The sequence below is a fragment of the Desulfatibacillum alkenivorans DSM 16219 genome, from assembly GCF_900142135.1.
Lineage (GTDB): Bacteria > Desulfobacterota > Desulfobacteria > Desulfobacterales > Desulfatibacillaceae > Desulfatibacillum > Desulfatibacillum alkenivorans.
In genome coordinates this window covers 30,121-47,675 of the sequence record NZ_FQZU01000021.1, presented here as the reverse complement: position 1 = coordinate 47,675, position 17,555 = coordinate 30,121, and the positions used below count along the sequence as shown (strand labels likewise).

Below are 17,555 nucleotides of genomic sequence, written 5' to 3'. Positions count from 1 at the left end.
TCACAACCCTTCGGGCAGGTCTATGGTCATGACGCCCGCCTCCAGGTCTATGGACAAAACCACCCACGGAAGCGCCGGGGCCAGGATTTCCTTTTCGCCGTCCTTGATCACGTAAACGTCGTTGGCGCCCGTTTCAATGATAGAATCCAGAACGCCAAGCCTGGCGCCGTCCGGGGCCGCCACTTCCATGCCGATCAGGTCGATCCAGTAATACTCTCCCGGTTCCGGTTCCGGCAGGGCGTCCCTGTGCACCAGGATCATTCTGCCCTTTAAGGCCTCGGCGCCGTTTCGGTCCGATACTCCCTGGAGTTCGGCCAGCAGCTTCCCCTTGTGGGGACGGGAGGATTCCAGAATAAACTCCTGAAGGTTTTCTCCCGGGCCTTTTACAAGTATTTTTCCGCCTTTGGCGAAGATGTCCGGATTCTCGGCGAATGAGCGCAATAATACTGCGCCTCGGATGCCATGCACACCGGCCACCTGTCCTACTTCAACGAAATCCTTGGAAGTCATCGGCCCTATTCAATAATTTCCAGCACGGAGCGTTTTTTGACCTTGGCGGACGCTGCGCTTAAGATCGTGCGCATTGCCCGGGCCGTGCGCCCCTGCTTTCCAATGACTTTCCCAAGGTCCTCTTTGGCCACCTTGAGCTCTATGACAGATGTCTGTTCCCCCTCCACCTCCGAAACTTCTACCTTCTCAGGATAGTCAACGAGAGCTTCAGCTACGTACTTGATCAGTTCTTTCATCGCTCAATCTCCTTATGGGGCCCATGGCCGCGGAGACCAACCCATTTTCCGCGGAAGAATCAGAGTCAGATACAAGTGCGAACATTAGACATCGTGCTGCAAAACCCAGAGCCTGATTAAGCTTCCTGGGGGGCTTCGGAATAAAAACCCTGGTTCTTCAAGATGTTGCGCACCGTGTGGGTGGGCAGGGCACCGCTTTCCATCCAATGCTTAATGCGTTCGTCCTTCAGTTCGATCTGTGCGGGCTCAGCCACGGGATTGTAAGTTCCCACGATTTCAATAAACCTGCCGTCGCGGGGGCTTTCGCTGTCCGTCACAACGATGCGGTAAAAAGGACGTTTTTTGGCGCCGTGCCTTGCCAAACGAATTTTAACTGCCATTTCTGTTATCTCTCCTTAAGTTATAAGCCGAGCATGCGGCCCATTTTTTTCATGCCGCCTTTGTTTATTTTTTTCATCATCTTCATGACCTGAGTGTAGTTTTTCAATAGCTGATTGACATCGGTCACCGTAGTGCCGCTGCCTTTGGCTATGCGCTTCCTCCGGCTGCCGTTGATGATGCTGTGGTTTCTTCGTTCTTCAAGGGTCATGGAGTTGATGATAGCCTCTATCTTGATCATCTCCTTGTCGCTGCCCTTGAGCTGCTTCAAATGCTTGCTTTTGCCCATCCCGGGAATCATGGAAAGGATGTCTTCCAGGGATCCCATCTTGCGGACCTGCACCATCTGGTCCTTGAAATCCTCCAGGGTGAACTGGCTTTTCCGGAGCTTTTTCTCCAGTTCGGCCGCCTTTTTCACGTCCACGGCGTCCTGGGCTTTTTCGATGAGGGTCATAACGTCCCCCATGCCCAGGATGCGGCTGGCCATCCTGTTGGGATGAAAAGCCTCAAAGGCGTTGGACTTTTCTCCGGTCCCTATGAACTTGATGGGCTTGCCCGTAATGGACCGGATGGACAATGCCGCGCCGCCCCTGGCGTCGCCGTCCATTTTGGTCAGGATGACGCCGCCCACGTCCATGGCGTCGTTAAACGCCTTGGCCATGTTCACCGCGTCCTGCCCGGTCATGGCGTCCGCCACCAGCAGGATGTCCGAAGGGGGCGTCGTTGCCTTGATGCGCCCAAGCTCCGCCATCAACTCGTCGTCTATGTGCAGGCGGCCGGCGGTATCCAGAATCATCGTGTCGCAGCCTTCCTGGGCGCACTTGATTCTGGCGAGCTCCGCTATTTTTTCCGGCTTGGTTTCCGTATCCGAAGGATAAACCGGAATGGACAACTCCTTGCCGATTTTCGTCAACTGCTCAATGGCCGCCGGGCGATAGACGTCCACCGGGACCAAATAGGGCTTGCGCCCCTGTCCTCTGAGATACACAGCCAGCTTGCCGGCCGTGGTGGTCTTACCGGAACCCTGCAAACCCACAAGCATGATGCTTGCCGGATGCCCGCCGCTGAGGTTGATCTCCTCATTGGCGCCGCCCATGAGATTCGTCAGCTCTTCGTTGACGATCTTCACCACCTGCTGGCCGGGCGTGAGGCTTTCCAACACCTCCTGGCCCACGGCCCGCTCTTTGATGGCGGCGATAAGGGTTTTGACGACCTTGTAGTGAACGTCCGCCTCCAGGAGGGCCAGTCTGACTTCCTTCAGGCCGTCCTGAATATTTTTTTCGCTCAGTTTTCCTTGGCCTTTCAGCTTTTTGAATACTGAGCCTAATCTATCGCTAAGACTTTCAAACATCCCTTTTTCCTTCTCCCAAAATAAGGAGTGGGCGCTCCTGTCCGGAGGTCACCCAAAGAAAACGTTGAAAATAATCTCATAAAGGTGATATGTCAAGCCAAAACAACGATTCGGGAAAAAGGATGTCTTTTCCTCCTAACCAGTCGTTTTTATATTAAAACCTTTATCTGCAAGGAAAAGAGCCGCCCCAACGGGGGGTAAACTCCCAGCTTGCAGAGTTAGAAGAAAACTATAACATGGAAAATTCCTCAGATCAAACTGATATTATATCCTGCACCCATGAAGAGCTGGTCCGGTGGCTGGCCGTTCATAAGCTCAAGCCGTACCGGGCCTTCCAGATTCTTCAATGGGTTTATCAACGGCAGGCCGATTCCTTTGAGGTCATGACCAATCTGGCCAAAAGGCATCGCCAGCTTTTATCCGGTCATTTTACCATCGGCCGTTTGAAAATCCTGCAAACCCAGGACTCCTCCGACGGATCGCGCAAGTTTCTTTTCCAGTGCGCGGACGGGGCCAGCATCGAAACCGTGCTTATCCCGGAAAAAGGGCACCACACCCTGTGCGTGTCCACCCAGGTGGGTTGCGCCATGGGGTGCAAGTTCTGCTGCACGGCGTCCATGGGCCTGACCCGCAGCCTTAAGGCCAACGAAATCATTTCCCAGATTCGGGACGTGCAGGCGACCATGGAGGACCCGGAGCATTTGCGCAACCTGGTTTTTATGGGTATGGGCGAACCCCTGGCCAATTGGGACAACGTCAAGCAGGCCATGGATATCATCACGGACAATGACTGGGGCCTGCGCTTCTCCGGCAGGAGGGTGACCATTTCCACCGTGGGCCTGGTCCCTAAAATGGCCGCCGTGGGCAGGGATACCCGGGTGAAGCTGGCGGTGTCTTTGAACGCGCCGGACAACGAAATCCGGGACCAAATCATGCCCGTGAACAAAAAATACCCCATTGAGGAGCTGCTCCGGGCCTGCAAGGATTTTCCCCTGCGGCCGGGCAGGAGGGTGACTTTCGAGTACGTGCTGCTAAAAGGCGTCAACGACTCTCCGGCCCATGCCAGAAAACTGGGAAAACTCCTGGCGCACCAGCCATGCAAGATCAACCTGATCCCTTACAACCCCCACGAGAGCAGCCCTTTTGAAAGGCCGGACCCCGAAGCGGTGGACGCCTTTTATAAGGTGCTTATGGACAAGAATTACACGGTGATTGTGCGGCACAGCAAAGGCTTGGATATCAAGGCCGCCTGCGGACAATTGAAGGCGGCCAACGAAGCCCGGAATGACGCATGCGCGCCTAAAACTAAAGAATAGAATTGTAGAAGATTTCCTTTTCCGGAACCTCCACCTGGATAACTTGTTTGGAGCCCCCGGCCAGGATGGATACCCCGGCCGTCCCACCCTCTTTGGCCTTGCTGTATGCGCCGCAAAGCTGGGCGGCGAGACGGACGGCCTGCTCGCCGGCCCCGTGGGGAAGGATTACGCTGGGGCCGGGAATGCCCGCCATTTTGATGATGATGTCCTCATCCTCTTTGATGTGGGCGCTTATCTGCTCGTTATCCGAACGGTTTCTGCCCACAATCGCCTTGACGGTCTCGGAAAGGCGAAAATGCCTTCCGTACTTCAATAACTCAAAATCCCTGGCGGCGTAGGATTTCTGATAGGCGAACAAGTCACGCAGCCGGTCCGAAAAGCCCTTGTCCGTGAGCAGGCAGCCTCCGGCCGGAGCAGGATACTCCTTAATGCCGTATTTCTCCGCCAGGGCCATCTGGGGCTTGCGGCTTCTGCCGTTCAAATCCAGAAGCCGCTCCCTGTCTATCAAACCCTGGTTCTCCAGGATGGTGGGAGTCAGTTTTTTGGCCGACAAAGGCCTCAGGATGTAGCCGGGCGCGCCGGAGTGCTTGTTCACATAGTTGAGCGCGTTTTGGGTCTGGCTTTTGGGCCGCTGCCCCAGCACTTCGCCCGAGAATAAAAAGTCGGCCCCGATTTCCTGCATCACCTGATGGGCCAGGCGGAACATGAGTGCGTGGCAGTCCATGCAGGGGTTCATGTTTTTTCCGTAACCCGCGGGAGGATTCAGCAGCATTTCCAGGTAATCGTCGAGAATGTATCTGGTTATCAGGGGAATGCCCGTGAAAGCGGACGCCTTTCGGGCGTTTTCCGCTGAAAAGAAAGGGGTTTCAAAGCTGATCCACGACACCTCAATCCCCTGGTCCTTTAGAACAAGGGCGGAAAGAATGCTGTCCAGGCCTCCGGAACTGAGGCCTAATGCTGAAAGTTTTTTTGCGGGTTCTTCCATTCACATCTCCGGCTGCGCAGGCAAGGCTTGACCCCTGCTGAAAAAATGATAAAGAGTATTAAAACTAAAAAGACAAAGGACATTCCATGCCAGGCAATAAAAAGAACGTCAAAAAAATTCTCGAAGGTCTACAAAAGGCTTACCCTGCTGTCAAGACCCAGTTGGAGCACAACAGCCCTTTTCAATTGCTGATCGCAACCATGTTGTCAGCCCAATGTACGGATAAACAGGTGAATTCCGTTACGCCCGCCCTGTTCGCCCGCGCGTCTACGCCCGAGGAAATCATGGAGCTGCCCCTCAAAGAGCTTGAGGAGCTGATTCATGCTACCGGATTTTTTCATACCAAGGCCAAGCGGGTCAAGGAATGCGCCGCCGCACTCATGGAAAAGCACGGCGGCGTGGTTCCCCGGGACATGGAATCCCTGCTGGCCCTGCCGGGGGTGGGGCGAAAAACCGCTAACGTGGTTTTAAACGCCGCCTTTGAAATTCCGGGCATTGTGGTGGACACCCATGTTCAGCGGATTTCCCAAAGGCTGGGCTTCACCAAGTTCAAGGACCCGGTCAAGATAGAGTTCGACCTTATGAAGCTCCTGCCCAAAGAGTCGTGGATCGATTTCTCCCTGCACCTGATTTATCATGGAAGAGCGGTTTGCACGGCCAGAAAACCCAAATGCGGAGAATGCACTTTGGCGGAATGGTGCAAAGGGGCGGGTAAGTATTAACGCCAAGGCGCGTTTCTTCAAATAATTTGCCCATTCATTTATCAGGTTTTCAAAATTTTGCCCAATGGCATTCCAAAAGGACTCTGGGTCCCCGTTTCCGGGATTGCGTCACGATGATTGCAAACCGCCGCAATCATCCCGCCGCATCCCTTCACGGGGATGACGGAGACGGATGGCTGCCGGTTTCCTAAAATCTCCAGCGCCCTGCAAAATTGCGTTAAACCTGGGAGACCGTCATCCCCGCAAGGGCGATCCGTTTTTTAAGATCGCCTGCAAGCGGGGATCCAGTGTTGTTCTCTCACGGATTAATGGGGCTTCGTCTTTAAAAAAAAAGCCCCGGACGCACAATGCGTCCGGGGCTGATTTGTAACCGGGCCTTATCTTTTTACACGCGCCTTAGAAGGACAGCTTGAGCTGTTGCCAGAAGCACCAGGTGTTTTCCAGTTCCCTGTAGGGGTTGCCGTACTGCCAATAATCGCCGGCGTCCAGGTAAGCCAGGATGGCGGTGTAGCTCAGGTTGTCATAGATGTCCCAATCCACGGTCAGGTCGTACTCGGTGCCGTGATCGGAAGCAAAATTGCGGCTGTCGGCAGGCAGTCCGCCCAGGTCCACATAACCCGGAGACTCCGACTTGGAGTTGGCGATCAAACCTTTGATTTTCACGTTGTCCAGGGGTGCGTAAGAACCGCCGATGTAGAACATTTTGCAGCCGTTCGTGGCAGCGGAGCTGCCTTCTTCGCCCAGGTTGCCTTCGGTGGCGCCGGCGGCTGCCGCTCCGGAGTGTCCGCCCAGGGTTCCTTCAAAACCGGAGTCGGTGTTGGTCAGGATGAACACTTTGCCCCAGTCAGCGCCCACGCCGCCCACGGACTCGTATTTGTCGTCATAAGGATCGTCTTCGCCCTTGACCCAGACGTAGCCGAGTTCGGCGGAGAAAGGCCCGGAAGCCCAGGTTCCCTCGATGTTCCATGCGTAGGCGTCGTAGTCGACGTCCGGCAGGGGGCCGAGGCCCATGCCTTTGCGGGCGGCGTCAGCCAGCTTGATGCTGTCATTGTAAACGTCGCGATCGTATTCCTGATATTTTCCAAAACGAAGCAGGGCTTCAGCATTAACCCCAAAGTCGCCGAAAGAAGCGTCGATGAAGGGGTTGATGTCAAAGCGGGTGGAGTCCCATCCCAGGTTGCCTGCGGCGGGGACGTAGGCAAGAATATCGGAATCGGTTTTGTCAAAGGCATAGCCGAACAGCACGCCGCCGGTCAGGTCTTCGCTCTTGTAGGCGGCCCCGGCATAGTAGACGTCAAAGTCCGCATCGGTCAGGACTGTACCGGCGTCCCCTTCATCCTGCTTTTCGTAGATCAGGCTAAGGGTCCATTTGTCCATTTTGGCGTCAAACGCAATGCGGTCGCGTTCCGTGCCGGAATCCAGGAAGTCGTTTCCGTAGGCTTCGCCTTCCATGCGGCCGATTTGAAAGGTTCCGAAGTCGGCTTTGATGACCATGTAAGCGCGGTCCCAGTCGATGTTACGCTTGGTGCCCACAGTGTCGCCTTCGCCGTATTTTTTGCCGTCCAGGGCGTCAAAACGGGTCACGACGGCCAGACGATCGGAAACGGTGAATTTGCTCTGCATGCGAAAACGCATGTCCAGGTAAGATTGGGAAGGGCCTTCGCCTTCCGCGGCGATGGCCAGGGTTTCGCTGGCTTTGCCAGCCGCGCCGGTTGCCTTGACCTTAGCTTGGTCGGCCTGGAGGCTGGGGTTGGAAAGCATGAAGCCGCGCACCCTGTACGCGCCTTTAAAGCTGAACTTGGTTTCGGCCATGGCTGGAAGCGTCAAAGCCGCAACCAGCGTGATCACCATGGCAATGGTGAAAATCTTTTTCATCTGTTTTCCTCCTCAAGAAAACTGCAAAATGTCGGTCCAAAATTTACTGACTGTACAAACAGTTGGGCAAAGCCCGGTCTGGCGCCTGTTTATGGGGAGCGGCGGGGCCTGTCAACGGAGGCGGGCTGCAACCGGCGTGAATTAACCGTATAATAACCTTGCGCTAACAAACGGTTGGTTTGGTTAGGAAATGGTTAGTTCCATAGGGAAGGGAAGAATTACTTATGGTTTCAGAAGGAAGTAAAAAATTTTAAAAAAGCAAATTAAAAGAACGTAAGACATTTGCTAGGCGCCTCTATTGAGGCGAAGAGCTTTTTGAGGGGGCGGAAAGCAGAGGTCCGTTTTTTGAATAAAGCGCCATTTATACCTAGTTGCGTTAAAAAAGGTGAAATATTCCGGAAACAAATCTAAAAGACGCTGGATCCCGGCTTGCGGGCGATCAGGACAAGCAGGATCGCCCTTGCCGGGATGACGATTGTTTGCGGGAAGCGAAAGTGCAAAGGGCGCTTGAAGCCCTTTTATGAGGATGCCGAGGGCGGTTTCGCCTCCGCGTTGCCAGGCATGGCCGTCGCGCTCCGTCATCCCCGTGGAGGGGGGGCGGCGGGGATGATTGCGGTTGTTTTTGCAATCATCGTGACGCAACCCCGGAAACGGGGATCCAGCGTCTTTCCTGAATAGCGCCTGGGCGTGGATCCAAAGCCCGGAGAACGAATGAGCAAATTCCCCAAATGACAAACTCGGTATTAGTTGCAGAAAGTATTGGCTTAGAGGATGGAAAAAGCCGTTAGGCCGGAGGGTTAGCAGGAAAAACTAAAAAAAAGGCCCCAACCGCAAGGGCGGCTGGGGCCGGTATTTTACTGGAACCTAGGTTTCCCTTGCTAAGAAGGTCTTAGAAGGAGAGTTGAATCTGTTGCCAGAAGGCCCAGGTGTTTTCCAGTTCCCTGTAAGGGTTGCCGAACTGCCAGTAATCGCCCACGTCCAGGAAAGCAGCGATGAAGGTGTAGTTCAGGTTGTCGTAGATGTCCCAATTGATGGTCAGGTCGTACTCGGAACCATGATCGGAAGCAAAGCTGCGGCCTTTGCCCGGCAGCGTGCCGGCGGTGTAACCCACGTAACCCGGGGATTCCGCCTTGGAGTTTGCGAACAGGGCGGAAATCTTCAGGTTAGCCAAAGGAGAGTAAGAACCGCCCAGATAGAACATTTTCATACCGTTTTCGGCGGCAGTGGATCCGGAGGCCAGGTTGCCGGCAGTGGCGCCGGCTGCGGCGGCTCCGCCGTGTCCGCCCAGGCTTCCTTCAAAGCCGGAGTCGGTGTTGGTCAGAATGAAGGCTTTGCACCAGTCATCGCCGACGCCGCCAACGGATTCCCACTTGTCGTCAAAGTAGTTGTCTTCACCCTTGACCCAGGCGTAACCGATCTCGGCGCCGAAAGGTCCGGAAGCCCAGGCGCCTTCCACGTTCCATGCGTAAGCATCGTAGTCAACGTCCGGCAGGGGGCCGAGGCCCGCGGCCTTGCGAGCGGCGTCTGCCAGCTTTACGCTTGCATTGTATACATCCCGGTCGTATTCCCGGTACTTGCCGAACAGCAGTTCGGCTTCCGCGCTAACGCCGAAGTCGCCGAAAGCGGCATTCACAAAGGGGTTGAACATGATCTGATTGGAGTCCCATGCCAGGTTTCCAGCGGCGGGGACGTAAACCAGAATGTCGGAGCCGGATTTGTCGGCGCCGTAACCGGCCAAAAGACCGGCGCTCAGGTCTTCCGCAGTGTAGGTGGCGGCTGCATAGTAGTAATCGAAGTCCGAGTCAGTCATGACGTCCGTGGGAGCGTTGGCATCGCCTTCAGACACCTTTTCATAGATAGCGGAGAACATCCACTTATCCATGGTAGTGTCGAAACGGACGCGGTCGCCTTCGGTTTCACTGTCCAGGAACAGGTTGCCGTAAGAACCGACAGACTGACGGCCCAGGGTGAAAACGCCGAAGTCGGCGTTGATGACCATGTAGGCGCGGTCAAAGTCGATGTTGTCGGTGGTGCCCACCGTGTCGGGATCGCCGTATCTTTTGTTGTCCAGAGCGTCAAAACGCGTCACCACGGACAAACGGTCGGAAACGGTGAAGGTGCTTTCCATACGAAAGCGCATATCCATCCAGGACTGGGAAGCGCCTTCTCCTGTCGCCGGGATGGCTGAAGAGACGCTGGTGGCCTTGACGGCAGCCTGATCAGCCTGAAGGGAAGGGTTGGACAGCATGAAGCCGCGAACGCGATAAGCGCCGTTGAAGCTGAACTTGGTTTCGGCCATGGCGGGCAGGGTGAAAGCCGCTACCAGGGCGATAACCACAGCAATGGTAAAAATCTTTTTCATTCGTTTTCCTCCTTAGGAATCTCTTCCTAAAAATTTAGTTCTTTTTCCTTTAAAAAATGCGCGAACCTTCCTCAAAGTCCGCTGGTTCGCAACGTCCAAGACTCTCCTCAAAGTCCTTGATAGGGCGTTGCAGCACAGGCCCTCCTAAAAACCTGCGCCAAGGTGCTTCGTTACGGACTAAAATCCGCATCGGGTTTGGGGCGCCAACCCTCGTTCCATTGGCGGCTCATTCTCCTCCTTTTTTCAGGCCGTGCAGCCTGGCTAAAGGGTTTTCGGCGCCTGAGGACGCCGAATTAGGGTGCTTGTTTAGAGCTAAGCCGCCGGTTCTGTCAAGGGAATTCCAAGGGATGGAAAATTTGTTTTTTGTTTTTTCATTAGGTTCGGATGAGTTTTTTGTTAATAACAGGTCCGGGAAAGCAGTCTGTAATCCCTTGCTTTGATGAGAAATTTTTAATCCATAAAAAGTGGGGCTGTTTATTTGTACAAAAGAAGAAAAATTCCATTGAATTTTTTTTAACGGGATGGCCTGCAAACTGAAAAAGCAGGAGTATAACAGCGTTTCGGCGGCTTTGGCTTGCGGGGACGGCCGTTATGAAAAAAAAGGAGGGTAAAAACCGCTGATAACAAAAAGAAAGCCCCGGGCTTGCGCCCGGGGCTTTGTATTACTGCCTGGAGCTTACGCTCGCCTTGCTAAGAAAATCTTAGAAGGAGAGTTGCAGCTGTTGCCAGAAGCACCAGGTGTTTTCCAGTTCCCTGTAGGGGTTGCCGAACTGCCAGTAATCGCCCACGTCCAAGAAAGCAGCGATGAAGGTGTAGTTCAGGTTGTCGTAGATGTCCCAATTGATGGTCAAGTCATACTCGGAACCATGATCGGAAGCAAAGTTGCGAGCATCTTTCGGCAGGGGAGCTCCGCCGTTGCCAGTGGCGCCAAGCGTGGTGCTGTATCCAACGTAGCCGGGAGATTCGGACTTGGAGTTGGCGAACAGAGCGGAAATGGTCAGGTTGTCCATAGGGGAGTAAGAACCGCCCAGGTAGAACATCTTGCAGCCGTTCAGAGCGGCGGTGGAGCCGGAGGACAGGTTGCCAGCGGTGGCGCCAGCGGCGGCAGCTCCGCCGTGGCCGCCCAGGGTAGCCTCAAAGCCGGAGTCGGTGTTGGTCAGGATGAAGGCTTTGCCCCAGTCATCGCCCAGACCGCCCACGGATTCGTATTTGTCGTCGTAAGGATCGTCTTCACCCTTGACCCAGGCGTAGCCGATTTCGGCGCCAAAAGGTCCGGAAGCCCAGGAGCCTTCCAGGTTCCATGCATAGGCGTCATAGTCAATATCGCCTTGCGGACCGAGACCAGCACTTTTTCTCCAAGCGTCAATCATGGTGATGCCGCTTTGGTAAACGTCGCGATCAAATTCCGCGTATTTACCCCAACGGATTTGAGCTTCAGCGGAGACGTTGAAGTCGCCGAAGTTGGCGTTCACAAAAGGATCGGCCAAAAGGAGGCTGGAGTCGTAGGGCAGCGGGAGGGTCACGCCAGGAGCCACAGCATACTGATAGGCCTGCAAACCGTTCAGGTCGGAGAAAGCCTTTACGTTGCCGTAACCAACCAGCAGACCGCCGCGGAGGTCTTCGGACAGGTAGGTGGCTGCTGCGTAGTAGACGTCAGCATCGGAGTCGGTCCAGAGCGTTCCACCATCGATTTCCACCTGTTTTTCGTAGATCAGGGAGATGACCCATTTGTCCAGCATGGTGTCAAAGCGGACGCGGTCGCGTTCGGTTTCGGTGTCCAGGAACACGTTGCCGTAGGTTCCGCCGGCCATGCGGCCAGCCTGGAACTTACCGAAGTCAGTCTTGACGACCATGTAAGCGCGGTCCCAGTCGATGTTAGCGCTGGTGCCCACAGTGTCGGGATCGCCGTATCTTTTGTTGTCCAGGGCGTCAAAACGGGTCACGACGGCCAGACGGTCGGAAACGGTGAAGGTGCTTTCCATACGGAAGCGCATGTCCATCCATGATTGGGACGGGCCTTCGCCGGTTGCCAGGATAGGTGCGGTGTAAGTTTCTTTGCCCAAGGTGCCGGTGGCCTTAACCGCGGCCTGGTCAGCCTGCAGGCTGGGATTGGAGAGCATGAAGCCGCGGACGCGGTAGGCGCCCTTGAAGCTGAACTTGGTTTCGGCCATGGCGGGCAGGGTGAATGCTGCCACCAGAGCGATAACCATAGCAATGGTAAAAATCTTTTTCATCTGTTTTCCCCCTAAAAGTTGGGTGTTTTTTTAACTTCTCTTTTTCTTTTTCCTCTCTGGCGCTACTTCGCTGATTCCCCTTCAGAATCAGCGCCCACCGGGATGTCACCCCCAATTTTGACCTGTTATCTCCTTTGCCCCTCCCGGGACCCCAAAAAGATCCCTCAAAATACGTTTAAGGCCTGATTAACGGCAACCCTTGGATTGCCGGAAAATCCTAACGAACCCTCGCTTTTTGAATCTCTGCACGGTTCGCGGAAAAGGGTTTTCGTCCTGAGATGACGGATTCATTCCCGCTTAATGAGAGATGCTGCGAACAGTTTTTTGGCTTACTTGAAAAAATTGGATCGTCCGCCGATTTGCATTAGGCCTTTGCCAAAGCGCCTTGGCTGCGCCCCATGATCAGGATTTTGAAATGCTGAATCCCCCGAATCCCTCAAAATCGGCTTGAAATATGCACCATTTTCCGGTTGTTTAACTGTCTGATTTTATTGAAATGATTCGCCCGGAAAAACCTTTCGTCCTTTGCAGAAGCGGCGAAAAGGCTGCGTATTTCATTAATTAGTTTGATTTTTTACGCGGAAGAGACCTACAATGTCAAGAATTTTTTACAAAAAAATAATCAAAATCGCGCTTGACGCTCTATTTATCGGGCTAAATGTTTCCGGGGGAGCGCCCAAATTGAGACAATAAGCATGGGAGCGCCTTTCAAAGCCCCTTGACGGACTGCATGTTCATTGCACAAAATGAATGTTGAATTGCCCTTTCATAGCCGGGGGCAGGGCCAGGATCACCTTATGGTCGAGCCGTGCGAAACGGCCGGAACGCACTATGGTGCACCGGACATGCAGCGCGCCGTCCTTCACTTCCCGGTATTCCTTCAAGGCCACGCCGGCGTTTCTTTCTCCCAATCCCCAACTGGTGACATGCACTCGCCCTTGCTCTCCCTGCCTGCCATCCTGGGTAAAAATCACTTGAGCGTCCACGTATGGTTCATCCAGGTGGATATACACGGGGCCGCGCTGTTTGCCCAGGCCCAGGCCTTGAGAGTGGCTTTCGTAATACGGGGCCCGGTGCACAAGAACATAATAAAGCGACGATGCCGCGGCCGACAGGATAAGGGCGGCGCAAAAAACGCATACCTTGGAGCGTGTTATGTTTTTCCATCGGCGAAACAGGGAGGGGGCGGAAACCAGGTAATCCATGCTCACTGCGGTCAGAAACATGATGTTTCCGCTCCAAACCACGTCGGAGAAAAAATGGTCGCCTTGAACCATGCGCGCCAGGCCGACCAGTCCGCCCAGGGCCATGCCCCCCGCCACGCCTAACCCCGCCGCTCGAGGGCGGGTTTTGCGCAGGGCGATCAATCCCATCAGGGCGAATGCTATGCTGGCATGTCCGCTTGGAAAGGAGTGTCCCGCGCCGGGAATTCCGGGGGACAGGGGGGGGCGGTAATCCATCAGGCCGCCGAACTCCGCCGCCTGATTGGGACGCGGGCGCCCCCAATAAGGTTTTAAAACGCCGTTGACTATCAGGCCGCTCCCCACGACGATTGTAAGAAATACGGCCAGCAAGGGTTTGCGCATCCTGGCCCAGGACGGGCTGAAAAAGCCTGCAATCACCCCGACGAAACAAAACAGGGCCAGGCCAATGCCCGGAATCGGGCCCCAATGATACAGCCAAGTCCAGGGCGCCGCGCCGGCGGCGCTCCACCCCTGGCCTTCCGTGTAAAACAGGGAGGCCAGGAAAATATCCAGAGCCCCGTTCAGGTTCGCAAGCACGGAGAGAAGGGCTGCGGTCAGCCAAAAAAAAGCCAGGATTTTCAGGTTGATAAACGCCCTGATTGGGCCGGCGGGCATGGTCCTTGCTCCTCTGCATTCACATTCTGACGCGGCTAAACCGCCGAAGCGGTTGTTGGGAGATCATGATTTTACAATATGCCGAAAAGCCAGCGTCCCCGGGGCGTTGGTCCTGTCGAACTCCGTCCGGGGCGGAAAACGGTCCTTCCAATTTTCCGGCCGGCGGGAAGCGACATAGAACAGGTAAACGGCGTGCAACGGATTGTCATTATGGCTTGCATACAGTGTATGAAATCCATTTTCTTGCAGCATTTGGTCCATGGCAAAGGGGGTGAATCTCCAATAATCGCCGTAGGATCCGGGCTCCCAATGAACCATTTGCAGGAACGGGACCACCACAATGACGATGTCCCTGGACAGCTTGCATATGTTGCCGATGGATGTTTGCACATCGTAGACGTGCTCCAGGGTGGTGTGATTGAAGGCCACGTCGTATTTTTGGTGCAGTTCCGGGGGCAGGGGGGATTCAAGATCCAGGGTGAGATCCAGGGAATCGCCCCGCGAGCCTCTGGCGCCGCGGCCCACGTTGCTCACGGTGTATGAGCTTTTTTGCGTAAAATAGTCGCTGTAAAAACCGCCTTCCTTGTCTTCGTCCTTCCATCCCGACACATTGATGATGTCGCCGGAAAAAAGGTCGGCAAATTTTTTCAGCTCCCGGTTGGACCACAACCTTGCGTCCTGTTCCGGATAGCACTCCCGAAGCAGGCGGGCGCAAAAAAAGAACATCCAGCGTGCAAAAGGGCGGATGACAGGCTTCATGAAATCCGGCGTTTTCCCTTGAAGTCCCGTCAGGTTGACCTTTTCCAGTCCCATAACAAATCCCCATCCCCAAAAAACGCCCTCTCAACGAAAAAGACGTTTTGATAACTTAAGCTCCCCGCCGTGCATGCCGGACCGCCTCAGAATACAAAGTGTTTTCCGGCCGTCAGGGTCCATTTGAACAATCCAGGCGCCAAGGCGTTATTATAATCGATACCCATACCTTTGCAAGGGCAGATTGAAATCAGCCGTCAGCCTTCGGTTGTTTTCCCGGTAAAGATCATCAATTTTATCTTTCCAGCCTTCGGGCCAGGTGACCTCCATTTTTTGATTAAACCCTTTCAGGGATCGGCGCAAAACCTTTTTCGCCGGTCCGGGCGTCATGCGGGCGAGCGGCGCCAATGGGCCCTTGGTGAGATAGGCGCCCCGATCCATGGCTTCCTGTTTTTTCGGCCTGCTCATTAAAGCCTGGGCCTTGGATTGGTCCATGGGGATTATCTTGCACAATTGACTGACAAAGCCGGGCATATCCTCTTTGATTTGCTCAAAAAGCAAAATGTTCACGTGCTCTTTTCCAAACAATTCAGAATACATATTGGCCAGGTTCCAGCTCAGCATCATGGACAGGCGATTGGTTGTGGTCACGTGGGCGAACTCCGAAAATCTGGCGCGCATCAAAGGATCGTTCCAGTGAAACAGGCAATAGCATGCTTCTATGTACTCCTGAAAGGTGCACCATTTGCGGTGATGGGGGACGCCCCGTAAATACTGCTTGTATAGGGATTCCATTTGATCGGATTGCTTGCGGATGACCAGGAGGATTTCAGATTCCCCAAAGACCTGATAAAGCCTTTTGGCGACTTCCAGCCGATCCGCGTTAAAGTCGCTGGAAAAACGCTCATAGGAAATCACATTGGGTTTCTCCTGTTGCAAGGGCATGGCTGCGTCCACATTGGCGAAATCCAACGCGTCATAATAGCTCATGCAGGCCATCAGGTTTTCCAGGCGCTCCTCATGCCAGGGGATGCCCCAATAGCAGATGTCCGGATGGCGGGAAAAAAGATTCTGCTGCAATGAAGTGCTGGCGCATTTGGGCAATCCAATATGAATAATATTCATAGTTTTCTTTCTGCTTCCGTTATGAGCGGATTAAAACCGCCGGCGGAAGAACTCCCCCCCTTCAAGCCCTGTTGCAGGGCTTGAAGGAGCGTTGGCCGTATTGCCGGGGGGCGGATTTATTGCACCAGGTTCAATTCATATGCGATGAGCGAGCTTTTTTCCTGGCCGCCTAAAATAGCGTTGCCGGAAACCACGGCGCCTACCAGCTCAAGCTGGCCGTCGTTGTCAAAGTCGCCCATGAAGAAGTCGGCAAGGTAGCCTGAAATTTTCCGGGTGTGCCAAAGGGGCGCCAAACCCAGACCGTCCCATCCCAGGCAGACAAAGGAGCCGCTGGTGTATTTGCGGTATCTTTCAAAGAGTTTGCCCGTGGAGCCGGTGTTCTGGTTCACGATGATTTCGCCCACGCCGTCTCCGTTCAGATCGGCCGTCACAATGCGCTGCCTGAGATAGACCCTGCTCTGGGAATCGGGCAGCCTCAGGTGTTTGTGGCTTCCGCCGTAGGATTCATCCCCTTTCCATTCAGCCTTGCCTTTGGCGTTGATCAGGCGCAAATGGTCGTCATTATTATAGAGTATGGGCCTCAGCGTCTGGACGTCCCCCACCTTGACAAAGTTGACGCCGAAAACCTGGGCGTAATCCGGGGCGTTGACCTTGTGTCCCGTTACATACTCCCCGCCTTCCCAATATAAAGGATAGACGCCGGGAAGCAGGGGCTCCACATTGCTGGGGCGTTGCCCGTAAAGCGCAGGCTCCTGGCCGGCGGTGCGCAGGACGGCGAAGTACATGCGCTGTTTTTCCGCGATCATTTCCAGGGCGGTTCCGTTCCATTCCATGACAAAGGATTCCGCGCGCCGGGTGTGTCCGCTGGCGGCGGATACAAAAATTTCGTCCCGTCCGTTGCCGTTGATGTCGGCGACGTCCACCCAAAAGCATTCTTGGTAACGCTCTCCCTGGAATTCAGCAACATTGACAAAGCGGCCCTGTTCCATGCGTTTGACGATGATGCTGTGGGGACCCAGTATGACGGTTTCATTGAGTCCGTCTCCGGTAATATCCCCTAACGCAATGCCCTGGACATCCATTTTCATGTTGGGGCTTTTCCAGAACTTGCCCGCGGAGGATCCGGTCATCACAAACGGCGAGGAGTTGCTTTGCATCCCGGTGGAGTCAACCATGCCGCCGTCGGACAGGCTGGGTATCAGCGTGTCAGGATGGGCGTGGGTGCTGGGAACGGCGGGGGCCGGCCGGGTTTGCTGCGCCGCGGGGGCGGGGCTTCTTCCGAAGATCTTGTCATTGATTTCCATGGCGAAATCATTAACGCGGGGAATGAGCCCGTCCATACCCTGAGTCTGCTCGAAAACCGTCACCGGCGGCCTTTGCCCTTCCATGTCCAGCATGGTTGCATCCAGGCTAACGCTGTTGCCGAAAACCGTCAGGCTGCCGAACAGGACGAAGTCCGCTCCAAGCTCCGCCCCGATTTTCCGGGCCTTATCCTTGTCCACACTGTCGCCAAGGGCGGCGACCTTCTCCTGGACCGCCTTTTTTTCAACCACCGAAACCTCGCCCTCGTAGGCAAGCCGGGTGGTGAGCATGTCCTGAATGCCGCTTTGCAAAAAGGAAAGGTCTTTGTCTGCGTTCATGGTAAAGGGCATTATGGCAACCTTGACCGGTTCCTGGGCGTACAACACGCCTGCAAAAGCCATCAGCACCAAAAGGGCGGCCAGCCCTGCTTTGTAAATAGGCCTTGTCTTGATTTTTCCTGCCATATTAATCCTTCTCCTTACTGTCGGCTTCCGGACGAAGCGCCCGCACGCCAATAATTAATGATCCCGCAACCGGGGATTCCGAC

At 54.7% G+C, this 17,555-nt stretch carries 14 protein-coding genes; 2 read left to right on the top strand and 12 right to left on the bottom strand.

Annotated features, from left to right (window positions below; all coding sequences use genetic code 11):
• From rimM to ffh, 4 genes are all read right to left on the bottom strand, one after another.
• Positions 1–510 carry a ribosome maturation factor RimM gene (gene rimM, locus BUE18_RS16280; RefSeq protein WP_073477259.1) on the bottom strand — a complete coding sequence of 170 codons (510 nt, stop codon included), beginning with the start codon at positions 508–510 and terminating at the stop codon, positions 1–3.
• A gap of 5 nt (positions 511–515) precedes the next feature.
• Positions 516–746: a KH domain-containing protein gene (locus BUE18_RS16275; protein ID WP_015949365.1), complete on the bottom strand. Its 231-nt coding sequence runs from the start codon at positions 744–746 to the stop codon at positions 516–518.
• 116 nt (positions 747–862) lie between these two features.
• Positions 863–1,126, bottom strand: coding sequence for a 30S ribosomal protein S16 (gene rpsP / locus BUE18_RS16270; RefSeq protein ID WP_073477258.1), 264 nt, complete (start codon positions 1,124–1,126; stop codon positions 863–865).
• Positions 1,127–1,146: 20 nt separating this feature from the next.
• A complete protein-coding gene (gene ffh / locus BUE18_RS16265) occupies positions 1,147–2,475 on the bottom strand; it encodes a signal recognition particle protein (RefSeq protein WP_073477257.1) in 1,329 nt (442 codons plus the stop codon).
• A gap of 236 nt (positions 2,476–2,711) precedes the next feature.
• Here ffh and rlmN point away from each other — a divergent pair, with 236 nt between their 5' ends.
• Entirely contained in the window at positions 2,712–3,791 is a 1,080-nt protein-coding gene (gene rlmN, locus BUE18_RS16260) for a dual-specificity RNA methyltransferase RlmN (protein ID WP_073477256.1), read from the top strand.
• Here rlmN and BUE18_RS16255 read toward each other — a convergent pair.
• Complete coding sequence (locus tag BUE18_RS16255) at positions 3,781–4,776, bottom strand: DUF814 domain-containing protein (protein ID WP_073477255.1); 996 nt, start codon at positions 4,774–4,776, stop codon at positions 3,781–3,783. The genes rlmN and BUE18_RS16255 overlap by 11 nt on opposite strands.
• Positions 4,777–4,862: 86 nt before the next feature.
• Between BUE18_RS16255 and nth the strand changes: the two genes are divergently transcribed.
• On the top strand, positions 4,863–5,498 hold the full coding sequence (nth, locus tag BUE18_RS16250; RefSeq protein WP_073477254.1) for an endonuclease III: 636 nt from the start codon (positions 4,863–4,865) through the stop codon (positions 5,496–5,498).
• A gap of 396 nt (positions 5,499–5,894) precedes the next feature.
• On the opposite strand, the gene BUE18_RS16245 is transcribed toward nth, so the two are convergent.
• The 7 genes from BUE18_RS16245 to BUE18_RS16210 all read right to left on the bottom strand — a co-directional run bounded on the left by BUE18_RS16245 (position 5,895) and on the right by BUE18_RS16210 (position 17,472).
• A complete protein-coding gene (locus BUE18_RS16245; RefSeq protein WP_073477253.1) occupies positions 5,895–7,373 on the bottom strand; it encodes a hypothetical protein in 1,479 nt (492 codons plus the stop codon).
• A gap of 889 nt (positions 7,374–8,262) precedes the next feature.
• Positions 8,263–9,735 carry a porin family protein gene (locus BUE18_RS16235; protein WP_073477251.1) on the bottom strand — a complete coding sequence of 491 codons (1,473 nt, stop codon included), beginning with the start codon at positions 9,733–9,735 and terminating at the stop codon, positions 8,263–8,265.
• Between the two features lie 701 nt (positions 9,736–10,436).
• Positions 10,437–11,969, bottom strand: a complete 1,533-nt coding sequence (locus BUE18_RS16230) for a hypothetical protein (RefSeq protein ID WP_073477250.1) — start codon at positions 11,967–11,969, stop codon at positions 10,437–10,439.
• 734 nt (positions 11,970–12,703) lie between these two features.
• Positions 12,704–13,828: a phosphatase PAP2 family protein gene (locus BUE18_RS16225; protein ID WP_073477249.1), complete on the bottom strand. Its 1,125-nt coding sequence runs from the start codon at positions 13,826–13,828 to the stop codon at positions 12,704–12,706.
• A gap of 63 nt (positions 13,829–13,891) precedes the next feature.
• A complete protein-coding gene (locus BUE18_RS16220; protein ID WP_073477248.1) occupies positions 13,892–14,641 on the bottom strand; it encodes a hypothetical protein in 750 nt (249 codons plus the stop codon).
• 150 nt (positions 14,642–14,791) lie between these two features.
• The gene (locus BUE18_RS16215; protein ID WP_073477247.1) at positions 14,792–15,706 is read right to left on the bottom strand and encodes a hypothetical protein; all 915 of its coding nucleotides are present in this window, start codon (positions 15,704–15,706) and stop codon (positions 14,792–14,794) included.
• 116 nt (positions 15,707–15,822) lie between these two features.
• Positions 15,823–17,472, bottom strand: a complete 1,650-nt coding sequence (locus BUE18_RS16210; protein ID WP_073477246.1) for an FG-GAP-like repeat-containing protein — start codon at positions 17,470–17,472, stop codon at positions 15,823–15,825.
• Positions 17,473–17,555 lie beyond the last annotated feature (83 nt).

What these genes read in the sequence shown, in the direction of transcription:
- rpsP (WP_073477258.1), bottom strand. Translation starts at nt 1,126, where the DNA reads ATGGCAGTTAAAATTCGTTTGGCAAGGCACGGCGCCAAAAAACGTCCT.
- nth (WP_073477254.1), top strand. Translation starts at nt 4,863, where the DNA reads ATGCCAGGCAATAAAAAGAACGTCAAAAAAATTCTCGAAGGTCTACAA.
- BUE18_RS16220 (WP_073477248.1), bottom strand. Translation starts at nt 14,641, where the DNA reads ATGGGACTGGAAAAGGTCAACCTGACGGGACTTCAAGGGAAAACGCCG.
- rlmN (WP_073477256.1), top strand. Translation starts at nt 2,712, where the DNA reads ATGGAAAATTCCTCAGATCAAACTGATATTATATCCTGCACCCATGAA.
- BUE18_RS16245 (WP_073477253.1), bottom strand. Translation starts at nt 7,373, where the DNA reads ATGAAAAAGATTTTCACCATTGCCATGGTGATCACGCTGGTTGCGGCT.
- BUE18_RS16225 (WP_073477249.1), bottom strand. Translation starts at nt 13,828, where the DNA reads ATGCCCGCCGGCCCAATCAGGGCGTTTATCAACCTGAAAATCCTGGCT.
- BUE18_RS16210 (WP_073477246.1), bottom strand. Translation starts at nt 17,472, where the DNA reads ATGGCAGGAAAAATCAAGACAAGGCCTATTTACAAAGCAGGGCTGGCC.
- BUE18_RS16255 (WP_073477255.1), bottom strand. Translation starts at nt 4,776, where the DNA reads ATGGAAGAACCCGCAAAAAAACTTTCAGCATTAGGCCTCAGTTCCGGA.
- BUE18_RS16235 (WP_073477251.1), bottom strand. Translation starts at nt 9,735, where the DNA reads ATGAAAAAGATTTTTACCATTGCTGTGGTTATCGCCCTGGTAGCGGCT.
- BUE18_RS16230 (WP_073477250.1), bottom strand. Translation starts at nt 11,969, where the DNA reads ATGAAAAAGATTTTTACCATTGCTATGGTTATCGCTCTGGTGGCAGCA.
- BUE18_RS16215 (WP_073477247.1), bottom strand. Translation starts at nt 15,706, where the DNA reads ATGAATATTATTCATATTGGATTGCCCAAATGCGCCAGCACTTCATTG.
- BUE18_RS16275 (WP_015949365.1), bottom strand. Translation starts at nt 746, where the DNA reads ATGAAAGAACTGATCAAGTACGTAGCTGAAGCTCTCGTTGACTATCCT.
- ffh (WP_073477257.1), bottom strand. Translation starts at nt 2,475, where the DNA reads ATGTTTGAAAGTCTTAGCGATAGATTAGGCTCAGTATTCAAAAAGCTG.
- rimM (WP_073477259.1), bottom strand. Translation starts at nt 510, where the DNA reads ATGACTTCCAAGGATTTCGTTGAAGTAGGACAGGTGGCCGGTGTGCAT.